Below are 22,427 nucleotides of genomic sequence, written 5' to 3' on the forward strand. Positions count from 1 at the left end.
CCGCCGGCCGCGAAACGCGGGCGCGCCTCGTTGTCCCGGCCCCGGTGAACTGCGACGATGACGCAGGTCACGACCAAGGAGGGTGCTGTGACGTCTCGGCTCAACCCGTACCTCAACTTCCCCGGCAACGCCCGCGAGGCCGTCGAGTTCTACCGACAGGTGTTCGGCGGCACGCTGCGCGTGAGCACGTTCGGCGAGTTCGGCAACGCCGCGCCGGGCACCGAGGACCAGATCATGCACGCGATGCTCGACACCGACCGTGGCTTCACGCTGATGGTGTCGGACCTCCCGCCCGGCATGGAACACCAGCCGGGAAACAACATCAGCATCAGCCTCAGTGGAGACGACGCCGACGAGCTGCGCGGCTACTGGGAGCGGCTCAGCGAGGGCGGCGCGGTGGCGATGCCGCTGGAAAAGCAGATGTGGGGCGACGAGTTCGGCATGTGCGTCGACCGCTTCGGCATCCAGTGGATGGTGGACATCATGCCGAAGCAGGCGTGATCCCCCACCGCCGGCGCCGCACGCCGGCACCGACCACGGTGAACTGACGCCACTTGCCCGGCGGGGCGGGCGAAATTCGGCAGCGCGCGACCGCCCCCGGTCCATATCGTCGGCGGATGCTGGTCAAACGCGAGACCGCCGCCGACATCGAGGCCATCCGCGCGGTTCACGCCGCCGCCTTCGCCAAGCCGGACGGTCCGGAGACCGTACCCGTCGAGGCGACCCTGGTCGACGCGCTGCGCGCCGACGCGGCCTGGCTGCCCGCCCTGTCGCTGGTGGCCACCGACCCGGCGGGCCGGGTCGTGGGACACGTGGTGTGCACGCGCGGGTGGGTGGCCGGGCGGCCGGTCGCGTTGGGGCTCGGACCACTCGGCGTGCAGCCGGAGTGGCAACGCCGTGGGGTGGGATCGGCGCTGATGCACGCGGTGCTCGGTGCGGCGGACGCGCGCGGCGAGGGGCTCGTGGTGCTGCTCGGTCACCCCGACTACTACCCACGCTTCGGCTTCCGGGCCGCGATCGACCACGGCGTGACCCCGCCGGTACCCGACTGGGGTCCCCGCTACTTCATGGCGCGGACACTCAGCGGCTGGGACCCGTCGATCCGGGGCGAGTTCGCGTACGCCGAACCGTTCCGCCAGCTCTGATCTATCGCACGGTGACCGGAGTGTTGCATTCTGGTTGCCATGGGAGAGGTATTACCGATGCCCAGCCTCGGTGACCTGTTCGCCGACACGCGGGGCGAGGACCGGACGATGCGGGTCAGCTACCACCCCGAGCGGGAGGCGGTGGTGCTCTCCCTGTGGAGCGGCGGGCTCTGCCGGGCGTCGTTCCGGATGCCCCGAGGTGACCTGCCGAGGCTGTTGTCACTGCTGACCGGGATCGCCTCGATCGACGCGGCGGACGCGCCGACCGACACCGGCCCGGCGGATCGGACCGACCCGAGAGTCCCCGTGCCGCCCCCGCGCGTCGCCTAACCGCCGCCGTACACCCCCCACCCCCGGCCCAACCTCGCCCGGCCCGGCCCGGCCCGGCCCCGGCCCCGGCCCCGGCCCGGTGATCATGGAGTTGTTGCCTGCCCGCCCGGCGTGTCGCAGCAATAACTTCATGATCACCGGGGCGGGACAAGGACCGGGGGCGGGGACAAGGGGTGGGTGTGGGGTCAGGTTTTGGGGGTGATCTCGTTGAGGACGCGCTGTTGGAAGGCGCGTGCCTGGGGGCCGCTGGGCGGCGGACCGCCGAGCCGCGCCGCGATGGAGCGTTCGATCACCGGCGTGGCCTCGTCGCCCTCGGCGACCAGCCGCTGCCCGGCGTCGGTCTTGGCCAGCCATCGGCCGTAGCGGAAGCGGACCAGGGACCGGCAGGCGCCGAGCACCGCGTCCTCGGCGCCGGCCGCCGGCTCGTCGCCGGGCGGGGTCGGCAGGGCCAGCCACCAGGTGAGCGCGTCGACCAGGAGGCGACGCAGCTCTGCGGGGCGCATGTCGGCGAACACCTCGGCCGCCGGCGGGCCGAGCAGCGGGTACCCGCACTGGTGCAGGATGCTGCGGTCCAGCGCGTACCAGAAGTGCCCGTCCGCGACCGGACGGTCCGCCGGGGCGTACGTGGCCCGGAACGGCATCCGCGCCCCGGTGTTCAGCTCCACCTCGAACCCGGGCTCGGGGGTGCCGGACGCGGCGACCGCGCGCCGGTACGTGACCAGTTCCAGCCCGCGTGCAGGGCAGGGCAGGGCCTCGTGCCGCAGCCCCGCCACCAGGGCACGCTTGGCCTCCCCCGGCAACGGGTCGGCGCAGAGCAGCGCCACGTCGATGTCGCTGCGGCCGGGCTGGTACGCGTCGAGCCCGACCGAGCCGGCGGCGTAGGCGCCGACCAGGTTCTCGCCCAGCACCGTGCGGGCCACTGCCACCAGGTCGTCGAGGTAGCGTCGAACGTCTGTGTCCATGCCGGCTATCTGACCTGATCGACAGTGATCGACCGGAGCCGGGCGACCCGTGCGGTGTCGGCCCTGCCCGGAGGGGGCTACTTCACCTTGCGGGTGGACCGGACCACGATGTCGTCGTACTCGGGGTGCCTGGTCAGCCACTTGGCGAGGTACGGGCAGATCGGCACGACGGTGCGCCCCCGGGCGCGCGCGTCGTCCATCACCGCCCGGGCGAGTGTCGAACCGACACCCTGACCCTCGAAGGCGGGATCGACCTCGGTGTGGGTGTAGGCGATGATCGTGCCGGTCAGCTGGTAGGTGACGAGGCCGGCGAGCGCCCCGGTCTCGTCCCGCGCCTCGAAACGCTCACGCTCGGGCACGTCGGTCACGGTGAACTGCATTCCGCCAGTGTCCCAGGCCGGCGTCGGCGGGCGACGGGCGACCGCCGTCGGCGCGACGGGCGCCACTGCCGCGCCCGGCCGGTTTCTCGGCCCGGTTCGCGACGCTCCGCGCGAGGTGTGTGGTGAACAGGGGAAAGGCCTCAGCGGCGGACGACCACGACACATTTACACTTAACAAAGTTAACTGATAGCCTCCGACAAATAGATGAGGAGGCATGTCATGCGACTTCGACGCAGAGTGCCCGCGCTGCTGGCCGGCGCGGCGTTGGTCGCCGCCATCGCGACGCTGCCGGCCACCAGCGGCTTCGCCACCACCACGAACTCGGCGGCGGCCGCCTGCTCGGCGCCGCAGTGGGCGGAGGGGGTCAACTACCCGGCCGGCAGCCGCGTCAGCTACGCGAGCCGGACGTACCAGGCGTTGGTCACCCACACTCCGCCGGCGGGCGCCGGCTGGAATCCGGCCGCCACGCCCGCGCTCTGGACGGACCTCGGCCCGTGTGACGGCAGCCCGTCGCCGTCGCCGACGGTGCCGCCCACGCCCACCCCGACCCCGACCGTCCCGCCGGGTTCGGCCACCTGCCCGGTCAAGTCCAAGCCCACCGGCAAGGTGCTCCAGGGCTACTGGGAGAACTGGGACGGCGCGGCCAACGGCGTCCATCCGCCGCTGGGCTGGATCCCGATCACCGACTCCCGGATCCGCGCCCACGGCTACAACGTGCTCAACGCGGCGTTCCCGGTGATCCGCGCGGACGGCACGGTGCTCTGGGAGGACGGCATGGACGCCACCGTGATGGTGCCGACCCCGGCCGAGATGTGCCAGGCCAAGGCGGCCGGGCTGACCATCCTGATGTCGATCGGCGGCGCCACCGCCGGCATCGACCTCAGCTCCAGCACCGTCGCCGACCGGTTCGTCGCCACGATCGTGCCGATCCTCAAGCGGTACAACTTCGACGGCATCGACATCGACATCGAGACCGGACTGACGGGCAGCGGCGACATCAACCAACTCTCCACGTCGCAGGCGAACCTGATCCGCATCATCGACGGGGTGCTCGCCCAGATGCCGGCCGACTTCGGCCTGACGATGGCGCCGGAGACCGCGTACGTCACCGGCGGCAGCGTCGTATACGGATCGATCTGGGGCGCGTACCTGCCGATCGTCAAGCGGTACGCCGACAACGGGCGGCTCTGGTGGCTGAACATGCAGTACTACAACGGCAGCATGTACGGCTGCACCGGCGACTCCTACCCGGCCGGCACCGTGGAGGGCTTCACCAAGCAGACCGACTGTCTCGACACCGGCCTGGTCGTGCAGGGCACCACCATCCGCGTCCCGTACGACAAGCAGGTCCCCGGCCTGCCGGCCCAGCCGGGCGCGGGCGGCGGATACCTGCCTCCCGCCTCGGTCACCCAGGCCTGGAACACCTACGGCGGTGGCCTGAAGGGATTGATGACCTGGTCGCTGAACTGGGACGGCAGCAAGGGGTGGACCTTCGGCGACAACGTCCGGAACCTTCAGGGCCGCTGATCCGGCGGCGTCTCGATCGCCACGTCCACCGGGCCGACCCGCAGGACGCCGTCGGTGAGCGGTGTGCACCGCACGCCGCCCCGACGGCGCAGCGCCTTCCACGCGCCCGGGCCGATCGCCACATCCATCCACGCGCAGGGATTCGCCGGCCGGTTGACCCGCAGCCGGACCGGGCCGGCGCCGGAATCCAGCACCAGCACCGTACCGACGAGGTCGTCCACGGCGATGCCGGCGGTGAGCACGTTGCGACGGACCTGCCGCAGATCGGCACCGGGGGGCAGCGACTCCCCCGCGATCAGCGTCACGCTCGCCTCCCGGTGCGCGGGACGGCCGAAGTACCGGTCCCCCACGATGCCGAGGCCGGCCCTGATGTGGACCTCTTCGACGAGCTCGCCCTCCGGGGCGGGAGCCGGGCCGTCGGCGGGCCGGCCGACGTACCGGTGCACGGGCGAGGCCAGCAGTTGCACGATCCGCGGTACCGGTGGGCCGTCCGGCGCGGACTTCTCCGTCACGATGCGAACACCTTTCGAAAGTTCAGCGCTTCCCGCCCGACGGTAGCCGCCGGACCCGGGCCGGACCTGCGATCCGCACCCCCGGGGAAGCGGCACGGTCGCCGGCGCCCGGCTCGAGGTCGGCAGTCGTCGAACTGCCCCGGGCCCGGCGCCGGCCGACCCTCAGGATGCCAGGTGGGCCAGCGCCGCCGCGACCGTGTCCGCCATGGGCGTCGTCGGGCGCCCGATGAGCCGGGACAGGTCGCCGGGCGTACCGGCCAGCCGGCCCCGGTTGATGGCGTCGTCCACGTCGACCAGGATCTCGGCGAGCGAGTCCGGCAGACCCGCGCCGGTGAGCATCGCCTTCTGCTCCTGCGGCGGGATGTAGGTGTGCATGACCTTTGTGCCGCTCTGCCGCGAGATCTCCGCCGCGAACTCGCCGAAGGTCCACGCGCTGTCCCCGCTCAGTTCGTACGCCGTGTTCAGGTGCCCGTCGGAGCTCAGGACGGCGGCCGCCGCGGCGGCGTAGTCGATCCGTGGCGCGGTGGCGATGCGGCTGTCCCCGTGGACGCTGTTGACGATCGCGCCCCGCGCCATGATGCCGGCCAGGTCGCCGGTGAACGTCGGGGCGTCGGTGTACCAGTTGTTGCGCAGGAAGGTGTAGGGCAGGCCGGTGGCCAGGATCAGCTGCTCGGTCTCGCGGTGCTCGTCGGCGAGCAGGAAGTCCGCCTCGGGCCCGCCGAACACCCCGACGTACGCCAGCTGGGCGACGCCGCTCGCGGCCGCGGCGTCGATGACCGCCGCGTGCTGCCGGGCGCGTCTGCCGACGTCGGTGCCCGAGATCAGCAGCACCCGGTCGTCGGACCGGAACGCTCCCGCGAACGTCTCGGGCCGGTCGTAGTCGGCCATCTGCACCCGGATGCCCCGGGCGGCCAAATCGGCCGCCTTCCCGCTGCCGCGGACGACCGCGGTGATCTGGTTCGCCGGCACGCCGGCGGCGAGCAGGTCCCTGATGACCAGACGGCCCAGCTGTCCGGTGGCGCCGGTGACGGCGATGCTCATCGAGATTCTTCTTCCAGGTTGCGGTCTGTCTGCGCCGCGGCCTGCGACGTCGTCCGGAGCCCTGGCGGCGCGGGTGGGCCGGCGGGCACCGCCCGCAGCCCGCCGCCGTCGCACTAACCACCCTTCACGTGTGGCGCGCGCCTGGCCAGCATGACCACCGCCAGGATCACCACGACGAGCGCGAGCGCCTGCCCCAGGGCCGACTGGACGCCGCCCCGGATCGACTCGTCCAGCCAGATCAACCCGACGAGGATGGCCACCAGCGGGTCGGTGACGGTGATCGCGGCCAGGGCCGGCGCGCCCAGCGGCCCGGCCTGGTAGGCGTTCTGGCTGAGCAGCACCCCGAACGGGCCGAGCACGGCGACGGCGTACGCCTGCCACTGGGTGAACACGTGCCACGGGCTCTCCTGCAGGTGGAACGCCAGGCTACTGACGAGGCCGGCGGTCACGCCGTAGCAGATGCCTGCGGCAATGGCCAGGGGCATCGGTCTCCAGCGCCGCTCGAGCCGGACCGCGGCCAGCAGACAGAGCCCGATCCCAACCGCCACGGCCACACCGAGCAGCATCGCCGACCAGAACGACTCCAGCCCGCGTCCCTGCCCGCGGCCGGGCTCGGCGATCACGAGGAAGGCCGCGAGACCGAACAGGCACAGGGTGGACTCGAGCAGGATCGTGCGGTCGGGCCGGTCGTGTTCGAACGCCGCGAAGAGCAGCACGTACCAGACGAGCCCGGTGACCAGCAGCGGCTGCACCAGGATCAGCGGGATCAGGCTGAGGGCGGCCACCTGGAGGGCGAACGCCGTGATGGCCAGCACCACCGACCAGCGCCAGCTGGGCAGGCGGATCAGGTGGACCAGGAGGCTGGGTCGCCCGGCCGGTTCCTCCGGAACCTGCCGTCCCGCGCGGAACTGCAGCACGCCCGAGGCTCCGAAGGCCGCGGCGGCGGCCAGGGCGATGGGCACGCCCGCCAGCATCTCCCCCGTGTCGTTCACCGCACGCCAACCGGGCCGGTCAAGTGTGCCTCCCCTACGGCGGTCGTCAACGTCCCGTGGTCACCGCCTGAGGCCGGGCCCACCCGGCCGTGCCCCGGCTCGGGGCCGAGCTGGTGACGCGGCGCGGGTTCCCGGCGCCGTCGGAGATAAACGGTGTACCTCCCACCCCACCGAGCGGTTACCTCCGCAGTGCCAGCATTCGCCCTAAGAGTATGCAAATGGGGATTAAGCTGGTGATTGTTCCAATGGGGTGCTGCCGCGCCTCTCCGCCGCGTACCGCTGGGAGCATCCGACATGTCAGCGTCCGGGCGTCTCGCTCCGCTCCGGCCCGCAGTCGTCCGGCTCGGTGTGCCGGTGCGGCTGAGCGTGGCGGGCCAACGCGACCGCGCCGGTGACCGCGAGCACGAACGCCAGGATCGCCACCGGGGTGAAGCCGGGCCGGACCCGGTCACCGAGCAGGAGCCAGCCGGTCACCGCCGGCGCCACCGTCTGCCCGACGATCGACGACGCCGAGGCGACCGTCACGGAGCCACGCTGAAGCGCGGTCGCGTACAGCAGCACACCGGTCAGGCCGGCGAGCACCACGGCGTACGAGGCCGGGTTGGTGACCACGTCGTCGACGCTCTCGACCCGCGCGAGCAGGCGCGCGCCGAGCGCCGCCGACCCGAACGAGAGCCCGGCCAACAGGCCGGGCACCGCTGGACCACACATTCTCGGGCTGCCCAGATAGGCCACGATCGCCAGTACGACCACCAGGGCGAGCAGCCACCACCCGGCGCTGCCGGGAACCGTGCCCGGCGGTCCCGCCATCGCGGAGAGCACCAGCAGCACCAGCCCGGCGATCACGCCGGCGATCGCCAGCCAGTCCCTGAGGGTCAGGCGCAGACGCAGCACGAACATGGCGATGATCGCCACCATGCCGAGGTTGGCGGCGCCCACCGCCTGCACGGCGAACACCGGCAGGATCCGCAGCGCGGTGAAGGTCAGCAGGGAGGAAGCCCCGTCGAGCACCAAACCCACCGCGTACGGGCCGTTGCGGACCAGCCGGAGCAGCAGCCGCGGGTCGACGTGCGGGGTGGCGGCCAGCCGGCGGGCGCCGATCGACTGGACGATCGCGGCGGTGGCACTGCACAGCGCGGCGATGATCGCCAGCAGGAAGCCCAGAGCCATGTCACGATCCCGGTGTCGACGGCGCCGGACGCGGCCGGCGAAGGTACCTGCGCATACCCGTCTTCGGGCAGGTATCGCATGTCGGCACCGGCGGGTGATCCGTGACCGCCCCGGCCGCGCCGGAGCCGGCCGAGCCGGTCGCCCGGCGCGTACTGATCGTCTCGGCCGACATCGGCGGCGGACACGACGCCACGGGACGGGCGCTGGAGGAGCGGATCCGGGCGATCTGGCCGGGCAGCCGGGTCGGCTGGGTGGACACCCTCGACGTCATGGGACCCGGGGTGGGTCGCGGCTTCCGGCGCACCTACGTGACGAACGTGGGAGTCACTCCCTGGTTGTACGAGTTCTTCTGGGCCTCGTTGTGGCGGCACCACTGGTTCGCCGCCACCGCCAAGTGGTTCACCGGCTCGTGGGCCGGACGCCGGCTGGCCCCGGTCGTCGAGGCCTTCGACCCGGACCTGATCGTCTCCACGTACCCCCTGGGCAGCGCCGGCCTGGCCTGGCTGCGCCGCCGGCGCGGGCTCGGCGTTCCGGTGGGCGCGTGGATCTCGGACTTCGCACCCCACCCCTTCTGGGTCTACCCCAACCTGGACCTGAACGTCGTGGTGCATCGGGCCGCGATGCCGGTCGCCGCGGCCGCCGCGACGGGCGCCACGTTGGGAGTCTGCGCGCCACCGGTGCTCGACTCGTTCCGCCCCGGCGACCGGGTCGAGGCCGCACGGCGCTGCGATCTCGACCCGGAGCGGGCCGCGGTCCTGGTCGCCTGCGGGTCGTACGGCTTCGGCGCGGTGGAGGAGGCGATCCAGGCGCTGGTCGGCGTCGGCGACCCGATCCAGGTGGTGGCGGTCTGCGGGCGCAACGAGCGGTTGGCCGCCCGGCTCGAGGCGCTGGACGTCCCCTCGGGGCGGCTGGTGGTGCGCCGCTGGGTCGACGACATGCCGACGTTGTTGCAGGCCGCCCGGCTGCTGGTCACCAACGCCGGCGGCGCTACCGCGCTCGAGGCGCTGGCCACCGGGACGCCGATCGTGATGTACCGGCCGATCGCGGCACACGGCGCCGCCAACGCCGCGCTGATGGCGGCCGCCGGGCTCGCGGAGACCGCTCACACCCCGCAGACCCTCGTCGCGGGGGTCCGCACCCGGTTGCGCCAGCCGCCACGCCCGGTCGAGGTTCCACCCGACGGGCGGCTGCCGGACCTGGGCCTGTCGGCGCTCGCCGGATCACGCGGTCCGGCGGACGGGCCCGGGGGGCGCCTTCTCCCCGGCGCCACCGAGGAGTACCTGCCCGTCGGCCCCCCGGCCGCCGGCGACATCGCGGCCCGCCCCGTGTTGGACGACGTACGCCGGCCGGACGACGGCGGCGCCCGTGGTCGGGACCGTGGGGCGGCACGCGGACGTCGGGCGAGTTGGCCGCTGCGCGCGCAGGACGCGTTCTTCCTGTACGTCCAGACGCCCACCGAACCGCAGCAGATCGGGACGGTACTGGAGCTGGGTCCACGCTCCGAGGGCGTACCCGTCACGCGGGCGCAGCTGACCGAGCTGATGGCCCAACGGCTGCCGGGGATCACCACGCTGCGCCGCCGTCCGGTGGATCGTGGCTCGTGGCGCCGACCCGGCTGGGTGATCGAACGTTTCGTGGATCCGGCCGCGCACCTCGACGAGGTCCACGTGCCACCCGGCGACGACGGCACCGCGGCCATCGACCGTTTCTGGTCCGAGCCGTTGCCCCACGACCGGCCGCTCTGGCGCCTGCTGCTGATCAGCGGCCTGCCGGACGATCGCACCCGGCTCGCCATCAAACTGCACCACTGCCTCGGCGACGGCGTCTCGGTGATCGCTGTGGTGCGGCGGTTGCTCGACACGGTCCAGAATCCGGCCGTCCGTACCCCTCGGAGGGCACCGTCGTCCCCGCCGCGGGCCGTGACGCCCGAAGAGAGGTCGACCGGGCTCGCCCATACCCGGGAGACGGCGCGCCGGCTGGGGCGGATCGCCCGCGGTCTGACCCGACTCGCCACGCTCGGGTCCACGCCCCGAACCCCGCTCAACCAACGGATCGACACGTCGCGCCGACAACTGGTCAACGTGAGCCTGCCCGCCGCCGACGTGTTGCGGGCCGCCCGTGCCTGCCGTGCCCATCCGAGCGAGCTCATGCTCGCGCTCGCCGCCGGCGCGCTGAAGTCGGCGCACCCGGATCCGGTGCCACCACTGCTGCGGGTGATATTCGCCGTCTCCCGCGACGCGCGCCGCCGCGCGCCCACCCAGGGCAACTGGACCGGCGCGGTCAGCCTGGACCTTCCGCTGCGGCCGATGACGCCGCAGGACCGGGTCGCCGAGGTACGCCGGACGTTGCGCAATGCGCTGGGCAGCGGCGAGGTGGAGGCGGCGGGAATGGTGATGCGGGCGTTGGGGGCCCTGCCCGCGCCCGCGCACGCGGCGCTGGCACGGCGCTTCTACACCAGCCGCCGCCTCAACGTGGTCGTCTCCTACATGCCCACCTCATTTCCGATGCGGGTGCTCGCCGACGCTCCGGTGCTGGCCGCAGCTCCCGTCGTCGCCCTCGCCGAGGACGTGCACATCGGCATCGCCGTACTGCGCAGCGGCGCCAGCTTCGAGATCGGCGTGATCCTCAACGCCGCCTTCGCCGACGTCGGGAAGGCCATCGTCGCGGCCCTGCGGACCGGTCTCGCCGAGCTGCTCGTCGAAACCGGCACCGGCATCCCGGGCGCGGCCGGGGACGACACCCGCGCGCCCGGACCGGCCGGCGACGCCACGGCGAACGACGGGGTGCCGGTCGGGGCGGAGCAGGGGCGGCGGGACACCCCCCTGGTCGGCGAGACGCCCGGAACGCCGACGAGTGGCAGGACCGACCGGGCGGTCCCGCCCGGAGTGCCGCGATGCGCCTGAACGGTGCGGTGGTGCTGGTCACCGGTGCGTCGTCGGGGATCGGGGCGGCGGTGGTACGCCGGCTCTCCGACGCGGGAAGCCAGGTGGTGGCGGCCGGCCGTGACCCGGACCGACTGAGCCGGCTCGCGGCGGAGACCGGCGCCACCACCCTCGTCACCGATCTGAGTCGCCCCCACGCCGGGCGGGAGCTGGCCGAGCGGGCCCTGGCCCGGTACACGCGGGTGGACGTGCTGATCAACAACGCCGGCGTCGGCTGGGCCGGGGCGTTCAACGGGATGGCCGACTCGCTCGCCGACGAACTGCTCGCGGTGAACCTGCGCGCGCCGATGGAGCTGACCCGGGCACTGCTGCCGGGAATGTGTCACCGCGGCGGTCACCTGGTCTTCGTCGGCTCGATCGCCGGGCGGCTCGGGGTGAACGGGGAAGCGGTCTACGCGGCCACCAAGGCCGGGCTGGACGCGTTCGCGCAGAGCCTGCGCATGGAGCTGGCCTGCCGCCAGGTGGCGGTGAGCACAGTGGTTCCCGGGGTCGTGGACACTCCGTTCTTCACGCGCCGGGGCCAGCCCTACCGGCGGCGCCGGCCGCGCCCGCTGCCGCCGGACCGGGTCGCGGCCGCCCTCACCGACGCGATCGCCAACGACCGCGCCGAGGTCTACGTACCGCGCTGGCTGCGCCTGCCGGTCGCCGTACGGGGACTGCTGCCGGCGGTGTACCGCCGCCTCGCGGCCCGGTTCGGCTGAGCCGCGGGCGACCTGTCCGGCCCGCGCCCGGCGACGGGCCGGCGGTTTCCCGCCGCGCCCCCGGGCGCGGACCCGATCAGGTCGTCGAGCGCACCGCCCGGATCGACTGGCGCAGCGAGGACATGGTGGCCAGCACGGCCGTCGGCTCGTACCCGCAGTGCGCCATGCAGTTGGCGCAGCGCGAGTCGCGGCCCCTGCCGTAACTGTCCCAGTCGGTCGACTCCAGCAGCTCCTGGTAGCTGGAGGCGTACCCGTCGGACAGCAGGTAGCAGGGCCGCTGCCAGCCCAGCAGCGAGTACGACGGGATGGCCCACGCGGTGCACGGGAAGTCGACCTTCCCCTCCAAGAAGTCCAGGAAGAGGGGCGAGTGGTTGAGCCGCCAGCGGGCACGTCGGCCACCGGAGAAGGCCTTGCGGAACAGCTCGCGGGTCTCCGTGACGCCCAGGAAGTGCTCCTGGTCGGGCGCCTTCTCGTACGCGTACGCCGGGGCGAGCATCATCTCGTCGACCTTCAGGTCGTCGTTGAGGTAGTCGAGCACCTCGATGACGGTCTGCGGTGTGTCGGTGTTGAAGACGGTGGTGTTCGTGGTGACCCGGAAACCGCGCCGTTTGGCGTCGCGGACCGCCTCCACCGCGACGTCGAACACGCCGTCCTTGCAGACCGCCGCGTCGTGCCGTTCGCGCAGACCGTCGATGTGCACGGTGAACGCGAAGTACGGCGACGGCTCGAACTTGTCGATCTTCTTGGGCAGCAGCATCGCGTTGGTGCAGAGGAAGACGAACTTCTTCCGGCGCACCAGTTCGGCGACCAGCTTGTCGATCTCCGGGTGCATGAGCGGCTCCCCGCCGGCGATGGAGATCATGGGCGCGCCACACTCCTCCACCGCGGCGAGCGCCTGTTCCACAGGCATCCGGCGCTTGAGCAGGCTCGCCGGCTGTTGGATCTTGCCGCAGCCCGCGCACTTCAGGTTGCAGGCGAACAGCGGCTCCAGTTCCAACAGCAACGGGAAATGCTTGCGCCCGCGTATCTTCTGTCCGGCCAGGTACCGCGCGATACGCAGACTCTGACGCAACGGCATACTCATGGCTGGCGTACCTCCTTCGGCAGGGTGAAAACCACGTCCTCCACGGCTGCGGTGTGTTCGCTCACCTCCTTGGCGCCGAGCGCGGTGAGCGCGGCGACGACCTCGTCGACCAGCCCGGGCGGCGCCGACGCGCCGGCCGTGATGCCGACCGTCCGCGCGCCGGAGAGCCAGCGCAGGTCGATGTCGCTCACGCCGTCGATCAGGTGGGCCCGGGCGCCGGCCCGTTCGGCGACCTCCACCAGCCGGCGGGAGTTCGAGGAGTTCGTCGAGCCGACGACCAGGACCAGGTCGGCTCGCGCGGCGACGGCGGTGATGGCCCGTTGCCGGTTCGTGGTGGCGTAGCAGATGTCGTCCGAACCCGGGCCGACCAGCGCCGGGAAGCGCAGCCGCAGCGTGTCGAGGATGCCCGCCGCCTCGTCCACCGCGAGGGTGGTCTGGACCAGGTAGGAGACCCGTTCCGGGTCGTCGACCTGCACCGTCTCGGCAGCCTCCGGGTCCGGCACCAGGCGGATCCGGTCGGGCGCCTCCCCCAGGGTGCCGTCGGTCTCCTCGTGCCCGGGGTGCCCGATCAGCAGCACGGTGTCGCCCCGGCCGGCGAACCGGCGCGCCTCGGCGTGCACCTTGGTCACCAGTGGGCACGTCGCGTCGATCACCGGCAGCCGCCGGTCGGCGGCCTCCTGCCGCACGGCGGGCGCCACGCCGTGCGCGGAGAAGACGGTGAGCGCGCCGTCGGGGACCTCGTCGAGCTCGTCGACGAAGACGGCGCCCTGCGCCCGCAGGTCGGCCACCACCCGGGCGTTGTGCACGATCTGCTTCCGGACGTAGACGGGTGGGCCGTGCCGGCGCAACGCCTCCTCCACCACGGCGATCGCCCGCTCCACCCCGGCGCAGAACGACCGGGGCGAGGCGAGCAGCAGCTGATGCACGCTGCCGGCCGCCGCCGCCCACTCGGTGAGCGCGTCGGCCACCACCGGCAGCACCCGAAGCGCCGCGCGGACCCGGCGGAGCGTCGCCGGGCGGTAGAGCGAGCCGGCCGCGGTGTCGGCGACCACCCGCACGCAGGCAGTCGGCCGGCCGGCGCAGCCGGCGAGCAGCCACGCCGACTCCAGGTCGGCGACGAGGGCGCCGGACCCGGCCAGCCGGTCCCGGGCCGCGCCGTCGACCATCCGGTCGGTGCTCACCACCGGCCCGACGTGCACCCGAAGTCCGCGGCGACGCAGCGCGGCGGCGAGCAGGTCGGCGTCCGGCATCCGCACCTCGCCGGGTGGGGCGTCGGGGGCCAACGGGTCGGCCCGTACCACGTCGGCCACCACGACGTCGCCGGTGGCCAGGCCGGGCGCGAGTCCACCACCGATGCCGGCCACCGCGACCGGGGCGGTCCCGGCGGGACGGTGGGCCGCGACGGATCGGGCGCGGCGTGGTCCGATGCCGGTACGGCAGAGCGTGAGCCGACCGAGCGGATCGGCTTCGCCCAACCCGCGCCGCAGCGCCGACAGCTCCGGCCGCATGGGCGCGTAGAGCGTCCATGCCGGAGCGTCCGGGACGCTTGGGCGGATCACCGTGTCACCGTTGCCTCGAGCTCGCCGGCGCCGGCGTTCAGGATCCGGCCGAGCGCGCTGATCGGGAAGACCAGCCGGTAGAGCCCGTAGTTGATGTAGAAGTCGCCGGGGAAGCCGGTGCCGGTGAACTGCGGCTCGTCCCAGCCGCCGTCCGGGCGTTGGGTCTCGACCAGCCAGCGCACCGCCCGCAGGGCCGGCTCGCCCGTGCCGTGACCGGCCGCGTGCAGCGCCAGCAACGCCCAGGCGGTCTGCGACGCGGTGGACTCGCCCCGGCCGATCCAGGACGGGTCCCGGTAGGAGCGCAGGTCCTCGCCCCAGCCGCCGTCGGCGTTCTGGTGCGTCAGCAGCCAGTCGACGGCCCGCAGGATCGCCGGGTGGCGACGGGGGACGCCCGCGGCCACCAGGGCGGGCACCACCGCGCCGGTGCCGTACACGTGGTTGGCGCCCCAGCGGCCGAACCAGGATCCGTCCGGCTCCTGGGCGCGCAACAACCAGTGCACCCCGCGTCGTACCGGCATCGTGCCGGCGTAGTTCTCGGCGACGAGCGCCTCGACGACGTGCGCGGTGACGTCCGCGCTGGGCGGATCGATGACCTCGCCGAAGTCGCAGAACGGCAGGTCGGCGAGGATGGCCCGGGTGTTGTCTGCGTCGAACGCCGCCCAGCCGCCGTCGCGGCACTGCATGCCGAGCATCCAGCGGGTGCCGCGCAGCACCGCCGCCTCGGCCGGGACGCCGGTGCGCCGCAGCGCCATGATCACTTCGGCGGTGTCGTCGGTGTCGGCGTACCCGTCGTTGTCGAACTCGAAGGCCCAGCCGCCGGGCGGCGTGTTCGGTCGGCGCACCGCCCAGTCACCGCGTACCCGGACCTCCTCGTCCAGCAGCCACCGACCGGCCCGCTCCAGCGCGGGGTGCCCGGCGGGCAGACCGGCGTCGCTGAGGGCCGTCACGGCGAGCGCGGTGTCCCACACCGGTGACTGGCATGCCTCCAGCCAGCGCACCGTCCCGTCCGGGGTCTGGGTGCGGACCGTGAAGCGTTCCAGACCGTCCAACCCGGCGCGCAAGACCGGGTGGTCCAGCGGATAGCCGAGCAGGTGCAACGCCATCACCGAGTAGACCCAGGGCGGTTGGATGCCACCCCACGAGCCGTCGGCCTCCTGGCGGGCCACGACCCACTCGGCGGCGCGGCGCAGAGCGTGCCGGCGCACCGGCCCGCGGGCGATCCGCTCGTAGGAGCCGGCGAGACGGTCGAGGCGGTGCAGCAGCCCGGGGCGGGAGGCGAGCCGGGGCGGCCGCGGCGGTGGGGCCGCGGTACGCAGCTCGTCGACGCCGAAGCCGAGCGAACGCACCGGGCGTAGGGCTCGGACGATGGACAGCGGAACAATCGTCTGCCGCGCCCAGCAGGCGAAGTCGTAGACGTTGAACGGTACCCACGACGGCAGCAGCACCAGCTCGGGTGGGACGGCCGGCAGCCGCGACCACGGCCAGTGACCGAACAGGGCCAGCCAGAAGCGGGTGAAGACGCGGCTGGCGGCCAGGCCGCCGTGCGCCCGTACGAACGCGGCTGCGGCCGACATGTGCTCCGCTTCGACCTGATCACCGGCCAGGCGTAGCGCCACGTACGCCTCGATGGTGGTGGACAGGTCGCCCGGACCGCCGTGGAAGGTCGCCCAGGACCCGTCGGGGCGCTGCTGGGAGCGGATCCAGCGGGCGGTCTGCTCGGTCTGTTCGGCGGTACGGATGCCGAGGAACTGCCGCAGCATCAGGTCCTCGGCGTCCATCGTGACGTTGGTGGCGAGTTCGCCCTTCCACCACCCCGCGTCGTCCTGCAGGCCGAGCAGGTGTTCCCGGGCGCGGCGCAGCGCCTCCCGCGCGCCGTCGAGCGGGTCGGGGCCGGCGCGGAGCTTCGCGTCTTGGGTGGTGGTCTTCGCAGACAGCAACTCGGTCATCAGTGGTCCCGTCCGGTGATGAAGTCGGCCACGTCGGTGAATTCGGCTCGCACGTCCTCCGGCAGTTCCAGGGCGTCCAGTTCGGCCCGGGCCGCCTCGATCTCGTGCCACGCCCGCTGCTGCGTCCACTCGCGGGCGCCGGTCGCCTCGATCAGCTCGGTCGCCCGGGCGACGTCCTCGTCGGTGAGCGTCGTCGGCGAGCCGTACAGGTCGGCGAGGGCCAGCCCGGCGGGGTCGCCGCTGGTCAGCGCGTGCACCACCGGGACGCTGCGCTTGCGGGCGCGCAGGTCCGAACCGACCGGCTTGCCGGTGCGCCGCGGGTCGCCCCAGATGCCGAGCACGTCGTCCACGAGCTGGAAGGCGAGGCCGAGGTGGAATCCGAACCGGGACAGCCCGTCGACCAGTCCGGGTGGGCCGCCGCAGAGCAGCGCCCCCAGCGCGCACGACCCGGCCAGCAGGGACGCCGTCTTGTCGCCGATCATCGTCAGGCACTCGTCGAGACCGACGTCGTCGCGCCGTTCGAAGCTGAGGTCGGCCATCTGTCCGGAGATCAGGGCGCGTACGTCCTCGGCGAGCCGCCGCGCCGCCGGTTCGCCTCCGGCCACCTCGATGAGCGCCTCGTACGCCAGCCCGATCAGCGCGTCCCCGGCGAGGATGGCCGGGCCGACGCCGAACACGGTCCACGCGGTGGGCCGGTGCCGACGTTCGGTGTCGCCGTCCATCACGTCGTCGTGCAGCAGCGAGAAGTTGTGCGCGAGCTCGACCGCCGCGGCCGCCGGCACGCCGGCCTCCGCAGCGGCCCCGGTGGCCCGCGCGGACAGCAGCGCCAGCGCCGGACGCAGACCCTTGCCCTGGCTGGCCGCCGGCGACCCGTCGGCGTCCCAGTAGCCGAGCTGGTAGCCGGCCACCAGCCGGCTGCCCGGGTCCAGGCGGTCGAGCAGAGCCCGGATGGCCGGCTCCACGTACGTCTGGATCTGGTCGGTACTGCGGCTGCGTACAACGGTCATCGTGCGGCCTCCGTGTGGTGTCGAGGCCGGGACACGAGCTGTCGGGCGAGGATGTCGGCGGCCGCCTCGCCGCTGCGCACCGCGCCTTCCATCGTGTCCGGCCATCCGGTGTCGGTCCATGCCCCCGCGAGCACCAGTCCGGGCAGGCGGGTGCCCGCCGCCGGCCGGTACGGGCGGGTGCCGGGGTTCTGCCGGAAGGTGGCTCGCGGTTCCCGGGTGACGAACGCGTCGAGTACCGGGGTGCGCCGCGCGGCGGGGAGGAGCTCGGCGAGCGCATCGCGCTGGGTTGCCACCAGCTCGGCGGCGGGGCGGTCGATCTCGGCGTCGGCGGCCGAGAGCGAGACCACGAGGTGCTGTTCCGTGCCGGCGTCCGGGGCCGACCGGTCGAAGATCCACTGTGCCGGTGACTCCACGGCCGCGGCCATGGTCAGCCGGGTGACACGGTGGGCGTAGCGCAGGTGCACGTTGACGATCGGCGCGTCACCGAGGCGGGCCCAGTCGGCGGCGGCCGGTGCGGCGGCCGGCGGGACCAGCGCGGACGCGACCTGGTGCGGCACCGCGAGCACGACGGCGTCGGCGGCCAGTTCACCGCCGTCCACGCCGACCCGGAACCCGGCCGGCTCCGGGTGGATCCACCGGACCCGGGACCGCAGGCGTACCCGCGCGCCGAGTCGTTCGAGGACCCGCCGGGCCGCGACGGAGTGCAACTCGGTGAGCGGCACCAGGGGCCGGCCGATGTCGCCGGCGTCGGCGCTCTCCAGCAGGCCGGTGCGGAAGACCCGCGCGGCCAGCGCCAGGGATGCCTGCGTGCTGGGCACGTTCAGGGCGGCCACGGTGATCAGGTCCCAGAGCCGGCGTACCAGGCGCGGGTTCTGGCCGTGGGCGGCGAGCCATTCACCGAAGCTCTGCTCGTCGGTGACCGGCGAGTCGGGGTCGACGCGGCGCAGCGCGGCGCAGGCCCGCACGGCGGCGAGCCGTTCGGCGGGGTTGAGCAGGCGGTAGCCCGCCAGCGCGGGCAGCAGGTGGGCCGGGGCGGGCAGCGGGCGCCGGGTCAGCAGGTGTGGTGCGTGCCCCGGTAGCAGCACCGGCACCTCGAACCGGCGTTGCAGCTGGGTTCCGGCGGTGGTGCCGAGGCGGTCCAGCAGGCCCCGGTAGGCGTGGTAGCAGCGCAGGAAGACGTGCTGGCCGGTGTCGACGGTCAGGCCACCGCGACGGAACGAGTAGGTGGCGCCGCCGAGTTCGGCGCGGCTCTCCAGCAGCGTCACCGGCAGGCCGAGGTCGGCGAGGCGGATCGCCGCGGTGATCCCGGCCAGCCCGCCACCGACGACACACACCCCGCCGCTCTCCGGCGGCGTCGCGAGCGGCCCGGTCATCCGGTGCGCCCGACGAGAGCACGTGCTGCCACCCAGGCCTTCTCCCGGCCGCGCAGCGACACCCGGGTACGGGCGACCGCGAGCGGGTCGGCGGCGATCCGGGCGAGCAGGCGACGGTAGATACCGGCCATGGCCGCGGTGCAGGCGGCGCTGCGCCGGTCGAGCAGCGGCAACAGCCGCAGGCCGTCGTCGTACCAGTGGGCGGCCCGGGCCGCCTCGAAACGCACCAGCTCCGTCAGCCGCTCGGGCGGGTCGGTGAACCCGGTGCCGCCGAGCTCCAGCGTGCAGCCGAACCGTTGCAGGTCCTCGGTGGGCAGGTAGATCCGGCTGTCGGCGCGGTCCTCGACCAGGTCACGCAGGATGTTGGTCAACTGCAGGGCCACGCCGAGCGCGTCGGCCAGCGGGGCGGCCCGTCCGGGATCGGCGGCACCGAACACGCCGAGGGAGAGCCGGCCGATCGAGCCGGCCACCCAACGGCAGTACCAGACCAGGCCGTCGAAGGTGTCGTACCGGCGGCCGACGACGTCGGCCACGCACCCGTCGATCAGCTCGTCGAAGGCGGCGAGGGGGATCGGCATGCGCGTGGCGGCGTGCCCGAGCGCGGTGAGCACCGGGTCGCCGCCGCGGTCCGTGGGCAGCCGGCGCAGAGCGGCGCGGGTCTCCGCCAGCTGGAAGAGCTTCTCGTCGCGCGGCAGGTCGCCGTCGCCGATGTCGTCGATGCGCCGGGCGATGGCGTAGATGGCGGACAGGGCGCGGCGCTTCGCCGTGGGCAGCAGCCGGATGCCGTACGCGAAGTTGGCTGCCTGGCTGCGGGTGATGTCCTCGCAGTGACGGTAAGCGGCCTCGACGGCGGGAGTCGTCGCGGTCATCCGGCGCTCCGTACGGTAGCGGCCAGCCAGCGGCGCAGCACCCGCCGGCGGTAGGGACGTACGGCGTCGCGCAGTGGGTCGTGGTCGGCCGCGGCGAGCGCGTCGAGGGTGGCCCGTCCCCCGGCCACATAGCCGCCGACGGCGACACGCGCCCAGCCGTGCAGCGCGGACACGAGCGGGGCGCCGGCGTCGAGCCAGGCGCGGGCCCGCTCGGCCTCGAAGGCGATCAGCTCGCGCAGTGGCCGGCTCGCGGCCGGCCGGGCCAGGTCGTCCTCGGTGACACCGAACCTGTCCATGTCCTCCCCCGGCAGGTAGATGCGGCCGCGCCGGTGGTCCTCGGCGACGTCCTGGAGGTGCTCGACGATCTGCAGGGCGGTGCAGATCCGGTCGGACAGTTCCCGCCGGGCTGGACCGACCTGCCCGAACACGTGCAGCACCAGTTCACCGACGGGGTTGGCGGAGAGCGTGCAGTACTGCACGAGCTGCGCGAACGTCACGTAGCGGGTGACCCGCTGGTCGACCCGGTTCGCCTCGATGAGCCGGATCAGCGCCTCGATGGGCAGCCGGCACCCGGTGACGGTGGGCGCGAGGGCGCGTACCACCGGATGGCTGACCGCGCGGCCGGCGGCCAGGGCGCGCAGCTCGGCCTCGATGCGGTCCAGTTCGGCCGTCCGGTCCACGCCGGGCGCCTGCGGCTCGTCGCCGAGGTCGTCGACGTGGCGGGCGTACCCGTAGACGGCGAGCAGGTGGCGGCGGTACCGGTCCGGCAGCACCCGCAGCGCGACCGGGAAGTTCTCCTCCGTCCGGGCCTGGGCGAGCCGGTGCACTGCGGGCACGACGATCTGCTGGCTCATCCCTGGTCTCCTTCCTCTGAGGCGGGGGTCGGGCGGTGGCGCGTCATCCGTGCAGCGCGGTCAGTGGTGCCTGCGCCCGGTCCCGCACCCGCCTGTCGAGGCCGGCGGGGAGGGTCGAGACCTGGTGCAGGACCGCGGCGCAGATGCCGGGCGGGTCCAGGCCGTGCTCGGCGAGCAGACCGGCCCGCTCGCCGTGCGGGATGAACGACGTCGGCAGGCCGAGCGCCCGCACCGGGGCGTCGACGGCCGCGTCGGCGAGGGCCAGCGCGAGGGCGCTGCCGATGCCACCGTCCCGTACACCGTCCTCGACGGTGACGACCAGCGCGTGGTCGTCGGCGAGGGCGGTCAGCGCCGGGTTCACCGGGCGGACCCAGCGGGGGTCCACCACCGTGCACTCGACGCCCGCCTCGGCGAGCAGGTCTGCGGCGCGCAGCGCGGGCGCGGCCATGGCTCCGACGGCGACCAGCAGCACCGGCGCGGCGGTCGCGGTGCGCAGCACGTCGACTCCGCCGCTGCGGTAGACCGTGGGGATCTCGTCGCCGACGCCGGCCTTCGGGAAGCGCAGCACGGTCGGTCCGTCCTCGTGGGCGACCGCCTCGCGTAACTCCTCGCGGAGCGTCGCCTCGTCCCGGGGTGCGGCCACCCGCAGTCCCGGTACGGCGCCGAGCAGGGCGAGGTCCCACATGCCGTGGTGGCTGGGCCCGTCCGGGCCGGTGATGCCGGCCCGGTCCAGCACCAGGGTGACCGGCAGGCGGTGCAGGGCCACGTCGAGCAGGACCTGGTCGACGGCCCGGTTGAGGAAGGTCGCGTAGACCGCCACGACGGGGTGCTTCCCGCCGAAGGCGAGTCCGGCGGCCGAGGTGACGGCGTGCTGCTCGGCGATGCCGACGTCGACAGTCCGGTCGGGGTAACGCTCGCCGAAGGCGGCCAGTCCGGTGGGGCCGAGCATCGCCGCGGAGACCGCCACGAGGTCGGGGCGGCCCTCGCCGATGGCCACGAGCTCGTCGGAGAGGGCGTCGGTCCAGGTGCGGTTCGGGGCACTCGCCGGCCGGCCGGTGAGCGGGTCGACCACACCGACGGCGTGCAGCCGGTCGGCCTCATCCGTCTCGCTGGGCTGGTGCCCGTGCCCCTTCTGGGTGACGCAGTGGACCACGACGGACCGGTCGGCGGCCCGGGCCTTCTGCAGGGCGGCCTCGACCTGGTGCACGTCGTGGCCGTCGATCGGACCGAGGTAGGCCAGGCCCAGCGCCTCGAACAGCCCCGGCCCGGCGTCGCCGCCGTGCCGCCCGGCGAGGTGGTCGGCGAGGCCACCGACGGTCGGGGCGTAGGAGCGGCCGTTGTCGTTGAGCACGACCACCACGCGGCCCGGTGACGTGGCGAGGTTGTTCAGCGCCTCCCAGGCGAGTCCGCCGGTGAGGGCGCCGTCACCGATGACCGCCACCACCGCGCGGTCCGTCCGGTCGAGGGCGTAGGCGCGGGCCAGTCCTTCGGAGTACGAGAGTGCGGTCGAGGCGTGCGAGTTCTCCACCAGATCGTGCGGCGATTCGGCGCGCCGGGGGTAGCCGGAGAGGCCGCCGCGACCGCGCAGCGCGGCGAAGCGGTCCCGCCTGCCGGTGAGCAGCTTGTGGACGTACGCCTGGTGTCCGGTGTCGAAGATGATCCGGTCGTGCGGGGAGCGGAAGACCCGGTGCAGGGCGAGGGTCAGCTCGACCACACCGAGGTTGGGTCCGAGGTGCCCGCCCCGCCGGCAGACCGCGTCCACGAGGAACGCCCGGATCTCGGTCGCGAGCAGCCCGAGCTGGTCGCCGGTGAGCCGGTCGAGGTCTGCGGGCTCGTTGACATCGTCAAGCAGGGACATCATCTCTCCGTCCGGGCACGCGACTCCGCGGCGACACCGTCTGGCGCACCGGCCGACGGGGTGGCCGTCGGCGTGGGTCGTGCTGCGACGCTCGTCCACCGCGTTTCACGATTGCGGTGGCCCGCGCCGCGGGTGCTGCGGGTAGGGCCAGGGACAACGGGCCGCTTGGAACCT

The 22,427-nt window shown here is 73.6% G+C and carries 20 protein-coding genes and 1 pseudogene; 6 read left to right on the forward strand and 15 right to left on the reverse strand.

Annotated features, from left to right (window positions below; all coding sequences use genetic code 11):
• Positions 1-87: 87 nt before the first annotated feature.
• From AB0F98_RS19940 to AB0F98_RS19950, 3 genes are all read left to right on the forward strand, one after another.
• The gene (locus AB0F98_RS19940; RefSeq protein WP_357737317.1) at positions 88-501 is read left to right on the forward strand and encodes a VOC family protein; all 414 of its coding nucleotides are present in this window, start codon (positions 88-90) and stop codon (positions 499-501) included.
• Between the two features lie 116 nt (positions 502-617).
• Complete coding sequence (locus AB0F98_RS19945; RefSeq protein ID WP_357737319.1) at positions 618-1,145, forward strand: N-acetyltransferase; 528 nt, start codon at positions 618-620, stop codon at positions 1,143-1,145.
• Positions 1,146-1,202: 57 nt separating this feature from the next.
• Complete coding sequence (locus tag AB0F98_RS19950) at positions 1,203-1,475, forward strand: hypothetical protein (RefSeq protein ID WP_357737321.1); 273 nt, start codon at positions 1,203-1,205, stop codon at positions 1,473-1,475.
• Positions 1,476-1,660: 185 nt separating this feature from the next.
• Here the strand turns inward: AB0F98_RS19950 and AB0F98_RS19955 are convergent, their stop codons facing one another.
• Positions 1,661-2,437, reverse strand: a complete 777-nt coding sequence (locus tag AB0F98_RS19955; RefSeq protein WP_357737323.1) for a nucleotidyltransferase domain-containing protein — start codon at positions 2,435-2,437, stop codon at positions 1,661-1,663.
• A gap of 77 nt (positions 2,438-2,514) precedes the next feature.
• Positions 2,515-2,817 carry a GNAT family N-acetyltransferase gene (locus AB0F98_RS19960; RefSeq protein ID WP_357737325.1) on the reverse strand — a complete coding sequence of 101 codons (303 nt, stop codon included), beginning with the start codon at positions 2,815-2,817 and terminating at the stop codon, positions 2,515-2,517.
• A 220-nt stretch (positions 2,818-3,037) separates the two neighbouring features.
• Between AB0F98_RS19960 and AB0F98_RS19965 the strand changes: the two genes are divergently transcribed.
• A complete protein-coding gene (locus AB0F98_RS19965; protein ID WP_357737327.1) occupies positions 3,038-4,345 on the forward strand; it encodes a glycosyl hydrolase family 18 protein in 1,308 nt (435 codons plus the stop codon).
• Here AB0F98_RS19965 and AB0F98_RS19970 read toward each other — a convergent pair.
• The 4 genes from AB0F98_RS19970 to AB0F98_RS19985 all read right to left on the reverse strand — a co-directional run bounded on the left by AB0F98_RS19970 (position 4,333) and on the right by AB0F98_RS19985 (position 8,060).
• Positions 4,333-4,857 (reverse strand): molybdenum cofactor biosysynthesis protein, encoded by a 525-nt coding sequence (locus AB0F98_RS19970; RefSeq protein ID WP_357737329.1) that lies wholly within the window; start codon positions 4,855-4,857, stop codon positions 4,333-4,335. The two genes, AB0F98_RS19965 and AB0F98_RS19970, sit on opposite strands and share 13 nt — an antisense overlap.
• A gap of 162 nt (positions 4,858-5,019) precedes the next feature.
• Positions 5,020-5,898, reverse strand: a complete 879-nt coding sequence (locus tag AB0F98_RS19975) for an NAD(P)H-binding protein (RefSeq protein ID WP_357737331.1) — start codon at positions 5,896-5,898, stop codon at positions 5,020-5,022.
• Between the two features lie 113 nt (positions 5,899-6,011).
• Positions 6,012-6,890, reverse strand: a complete 879-nt coding sequence (locus tag AB0F98_RS19980; RefSeq protein ID WP_357737333.1) for a DMT family transporter — start codon at positions 6,888-6,890, stop codon at positions 6,012-6,014.
• 297 nt (positions 6,891-7,187) lie between these two features.
• Positions 7,188-8,060: a hypothetical protein gene (locus AB0F98_RS19985; RefSeq protein ID WP_357737335.1), complete on the reverse strand. Its 873-nt coding sequence runs from the start codon at positions 8,058-8,060 to the stop codon at positions 7,188-7,190.
• Between the two features lie 101 nt (positions 8,061-8,161).
• On the opposite strand from AB0F98_RS19985, the gene AB0F98_RS19990 reads away from it, so the two are divergent.
• Together AB0F98_RS19990 and AB0F98_RS19995 are read left to right on the forward strand one after the other, a co-directional pair.
• Positions 8,162-10,963 carry a wax ester/triacylglycerol synthase domain-containing protein gene (locus AB0F98_RS19990; protein ID WP_357737337.1) on the forward strand — a complete coding sequence of 934 codons (2,802 nt, stop codon included), beginning with the start codon at positions 8,162-8,164 and terminating at the stop codon, positions 10,961-10,963.
• Positions 10,954-11,703: an SDR family NAD(P)-dependent oxidoreductase gene (locus AB0F98_RS19995; protein WP_357737339.1), complete on the forward strand. Its 750-nt coding sequence runs from the start codon at positions 10,954-10,956 to the stop codon at positions 11,701-11,703. The genes AB0F98_RS19990 and AB0F98_RS19995 overlap by 10 nt, the downstream gene beginning before the upstream one ends.
• Before the next feature lie 76 nt (positions 11,704-11,779).
• On the opposite strand, the gene hpnH is transcribed toward AB0F98_RS19995, so the two are convergent.
• From hpnH to AB0F98_RS20040, 9 genes and pseudogenes are all read right to left on the reverse strand, one after another.
• On the reverse strand, positions 11,780-12,787 hold the full coding sequence (hpnH, locus tag AB0F98_RS20000) for an adenosyl-hopene transferase HpnH (protein WP_357737341.1): 1,008 nt from the start codon (positions 12,785-12,787) through the stop codon (positions 11,780-11,782).
• Positions 12,784-13,755 carry a 4-hydroxy-3-methylbut-2-enyl diphosphate reductase gene (gene ispH / locus AB0F98_RS20005; RefSeq protein ID WP_357737601.1) on the reverse strand — a complete coding sequence of 324 codons (972 nt, stop codon included), beginning with the start codon at positions 13,753-13,755 and terminating at the stop codon, positions 12,784-12,786. Before ispH ends, hpnH begins: the two co-directional genes overlap by 4 nt.
• Positions 13,756-13,845: 90 nt before the next feature.
• A pseudogene (locus tag AB0F98_RS20010) lies at positions 13,846-14,295 on the reverse strand (hypothetical protein); the annotation flags it as partial.
• 47 nt (positions 14,296-14,342) lie between these two features.
• On the reverse strand, positions 14,343-16,292 hold the full coding sequence (gene shc, locus AB0F98_RS20015) for a squalene--hopene cyclase (protein WP_357737343.1): 1,950 nt from the start codon (positions 16,290-16,292) through the stop codon (positions 14,343-14,345).
• Positions 16,292-17,299: a polyprenyl synthetase family protein gene (locus AB0F98_RS20020; protein ID WP_357737345.1), complete on the reverse strand. Its 1,008-nt coding sequence runs from the start codon at positions 17,297-17,299 to the stop codon at positions 16,292-16,294. Before AB0F98_RS20020 ends, shc begins: the two co-directional genes overlap by 1 nt.
• Complete coding sequence (gene hpnE, locus AB0F98_RS20025) at positions 17,296-18,672, reverse strand: hydroxysqualene dehydroxylase HpnE (RefSeq protein WP_357737347.1); 1,377 nt, start codon at positions 18,670-18,672, stop codon at positions 17,296-17,298. The genes AB0F98_RS20020 and hpnE overlap by 4 nt, the downstream gene beginning before the upstream one ends.
• Complete coding sequence (hpnD, locus tag AB0F98_RS20030; protein WP_357737349.1) at positions 18,669-19,541, reverse strand: presqualene diphosphate synthase HpnD; 873 nt, start codon at positions 19,539-19,541, stop codon at positions 18,669-18,671. Before hpnD ends, hpnE begins: the two co-directional genes overlap by 4 nt.
• On the reverse strand, positions 19,538-20,395 hold the full coding sequence (gene hpnC, locus AB0F98_RS20035) for a squalene synthase HpnC (RefSeq protein WP_357737351.1): 858 nt from the start codon (positions 20,393-20,395) through the stop codon (positions 19,538-19,540). Before hpnC ends, hpnD begins: the two co-directional genes overlap by 4 nt.
• A 43-nt stretch (positions 20,396-20,438) precedes the next feature.
• Positions 20,439-22,253 (reverse strand): 1-deoxy-D-xylulose-5-phosphate synthase, encoded by a 1,815-nt coding sequence (locus tag AB0F98_RS20040; RefSeq protein ID WP_357737353.1) that lies wholly within the window; start codon positions 22,251-22,253, stop codon positions 20,439-20,441.
• Positions 22,254-22,427: the final 174 nt, after the last annotated feature.

It is taken from the genome of Micromonospora sp. NPDC023737, assembly GCF_040639715.1.
Lineage (GTDB): Bacteria > Actinomycetota > Actinomycetes > Mycobacteriales > Micromonosporaceae > Micromonospora.

Excerpts from the sequence above, each read along its gene's own strand:
- AB0F98_RS19945 (WP_357737319.1), top strand. The coding sequence starts at position 618 with ATGCTGGTCAAACGCGAGACCGCCGCCGACATCGAGGCCATCCGCGCG.
- AB0F98_RS19950 (WP_357737321.1), top strand. The coding sequence starts at position 1,203 with ATGCCCAGCCTCGGTGACCTGTTCGCCGACACGCGGGGCGAGGACCGG.
- AB0F98_RS19955 (WP_357737323.1), bottom strand. The coding sequence starts at position 2,437 with ATGGACACAGACGTTCGACGCTACCTCGACGACCTGGTGGCAGTGGCC.
- AB0F98_RS19960 (WP_357737325.1), bottom strand. The coding sequence starts at position 2,817 with ATGCAGTTCACCGTGACCGACGTGCCCGAGCGTGAGCGTTTCGAGGCG.
- AB0F98_RS19965 (WP_357737327.1), top strand. The coding sequence starts at position 3,038 with ATGCGACTTCGACGCAGAGTGCCCGCGCTGCTGGCCGGCGCGGCGTTG.
- AB0F98_RS19975 (WP_357737331.1), bottom strand. The coding sequence starts at position 5,898 with ATGAGCATCGCCGTCACCGGCGCCACCGGACAGCTGGGCCGTCTGGTC.
- AB0F98_RS19985 (WP_357737335.1), bottom strand. The coding sequence starts at position 8,060 with ATGGCTCTGGGCTTCCTGCTGGCGATCATCGCCGCGCTGTGCAGTGCC.
- AB0F98_RS19995 (WP_357737339.1), top strand. The coding sequence starts at position 10,954 with ATGCGCCTGAACGGTGCGGTGGTGCTGGTCACCGGTGCGTCGTCGGGG.
- hpnH (WP_357737341.1), bottom strand. The coding sequence starts at position 12,787 with ATGAGTATGCCGTTGCGTCAGAGTCTGCGTATCGCGCGGTACCTGGCC.
- shc (WP_357737343.1), bottom strand. The coding sequence starts at position 16,292 with ATGACCGAGTTGCTGTCTGCGAAGACCACCACCCAAGACGCGAAGCTC.
- AB0F98_RS20020 (WP_357737345.1), bottom strand. The coding sequence starts at position 17,299 with ATGACCGTTGTACGCAGCCGCAGTACCGACCAGATCCAGACGTACGTG.
- hpnE (WP_357737347.1), bottom strand. The coding sequence starts at position 18,672 with ATGACCGGGCCGCTCGCGACGCCGCCGGAGAGCGGCGGGGTGTGTGTC.
- hpnD (WP_357737349.1), bottom strand. The coding sequence starts at position 19,541 with ATGACCGCGACGACTCCCGCCGTCGAGGCCGCTTACCGTCACTGCGAG.
- hpnC (WP_357737351.1), bottom strand. The coding sequence starts at position 20,395 with ATGAGCCAGCAGATCGTCGTGCCCGCAGTGCACCGGCTCGCCCAGGCC.
- AB0F98_RS20040 (WP_357737353.1), bottom strand. The coding sequence starts at position 22,253 with ATGTCCCTGCTTGACGATGTCAACGAGCCCGCAGACCTCGACCGGCTC.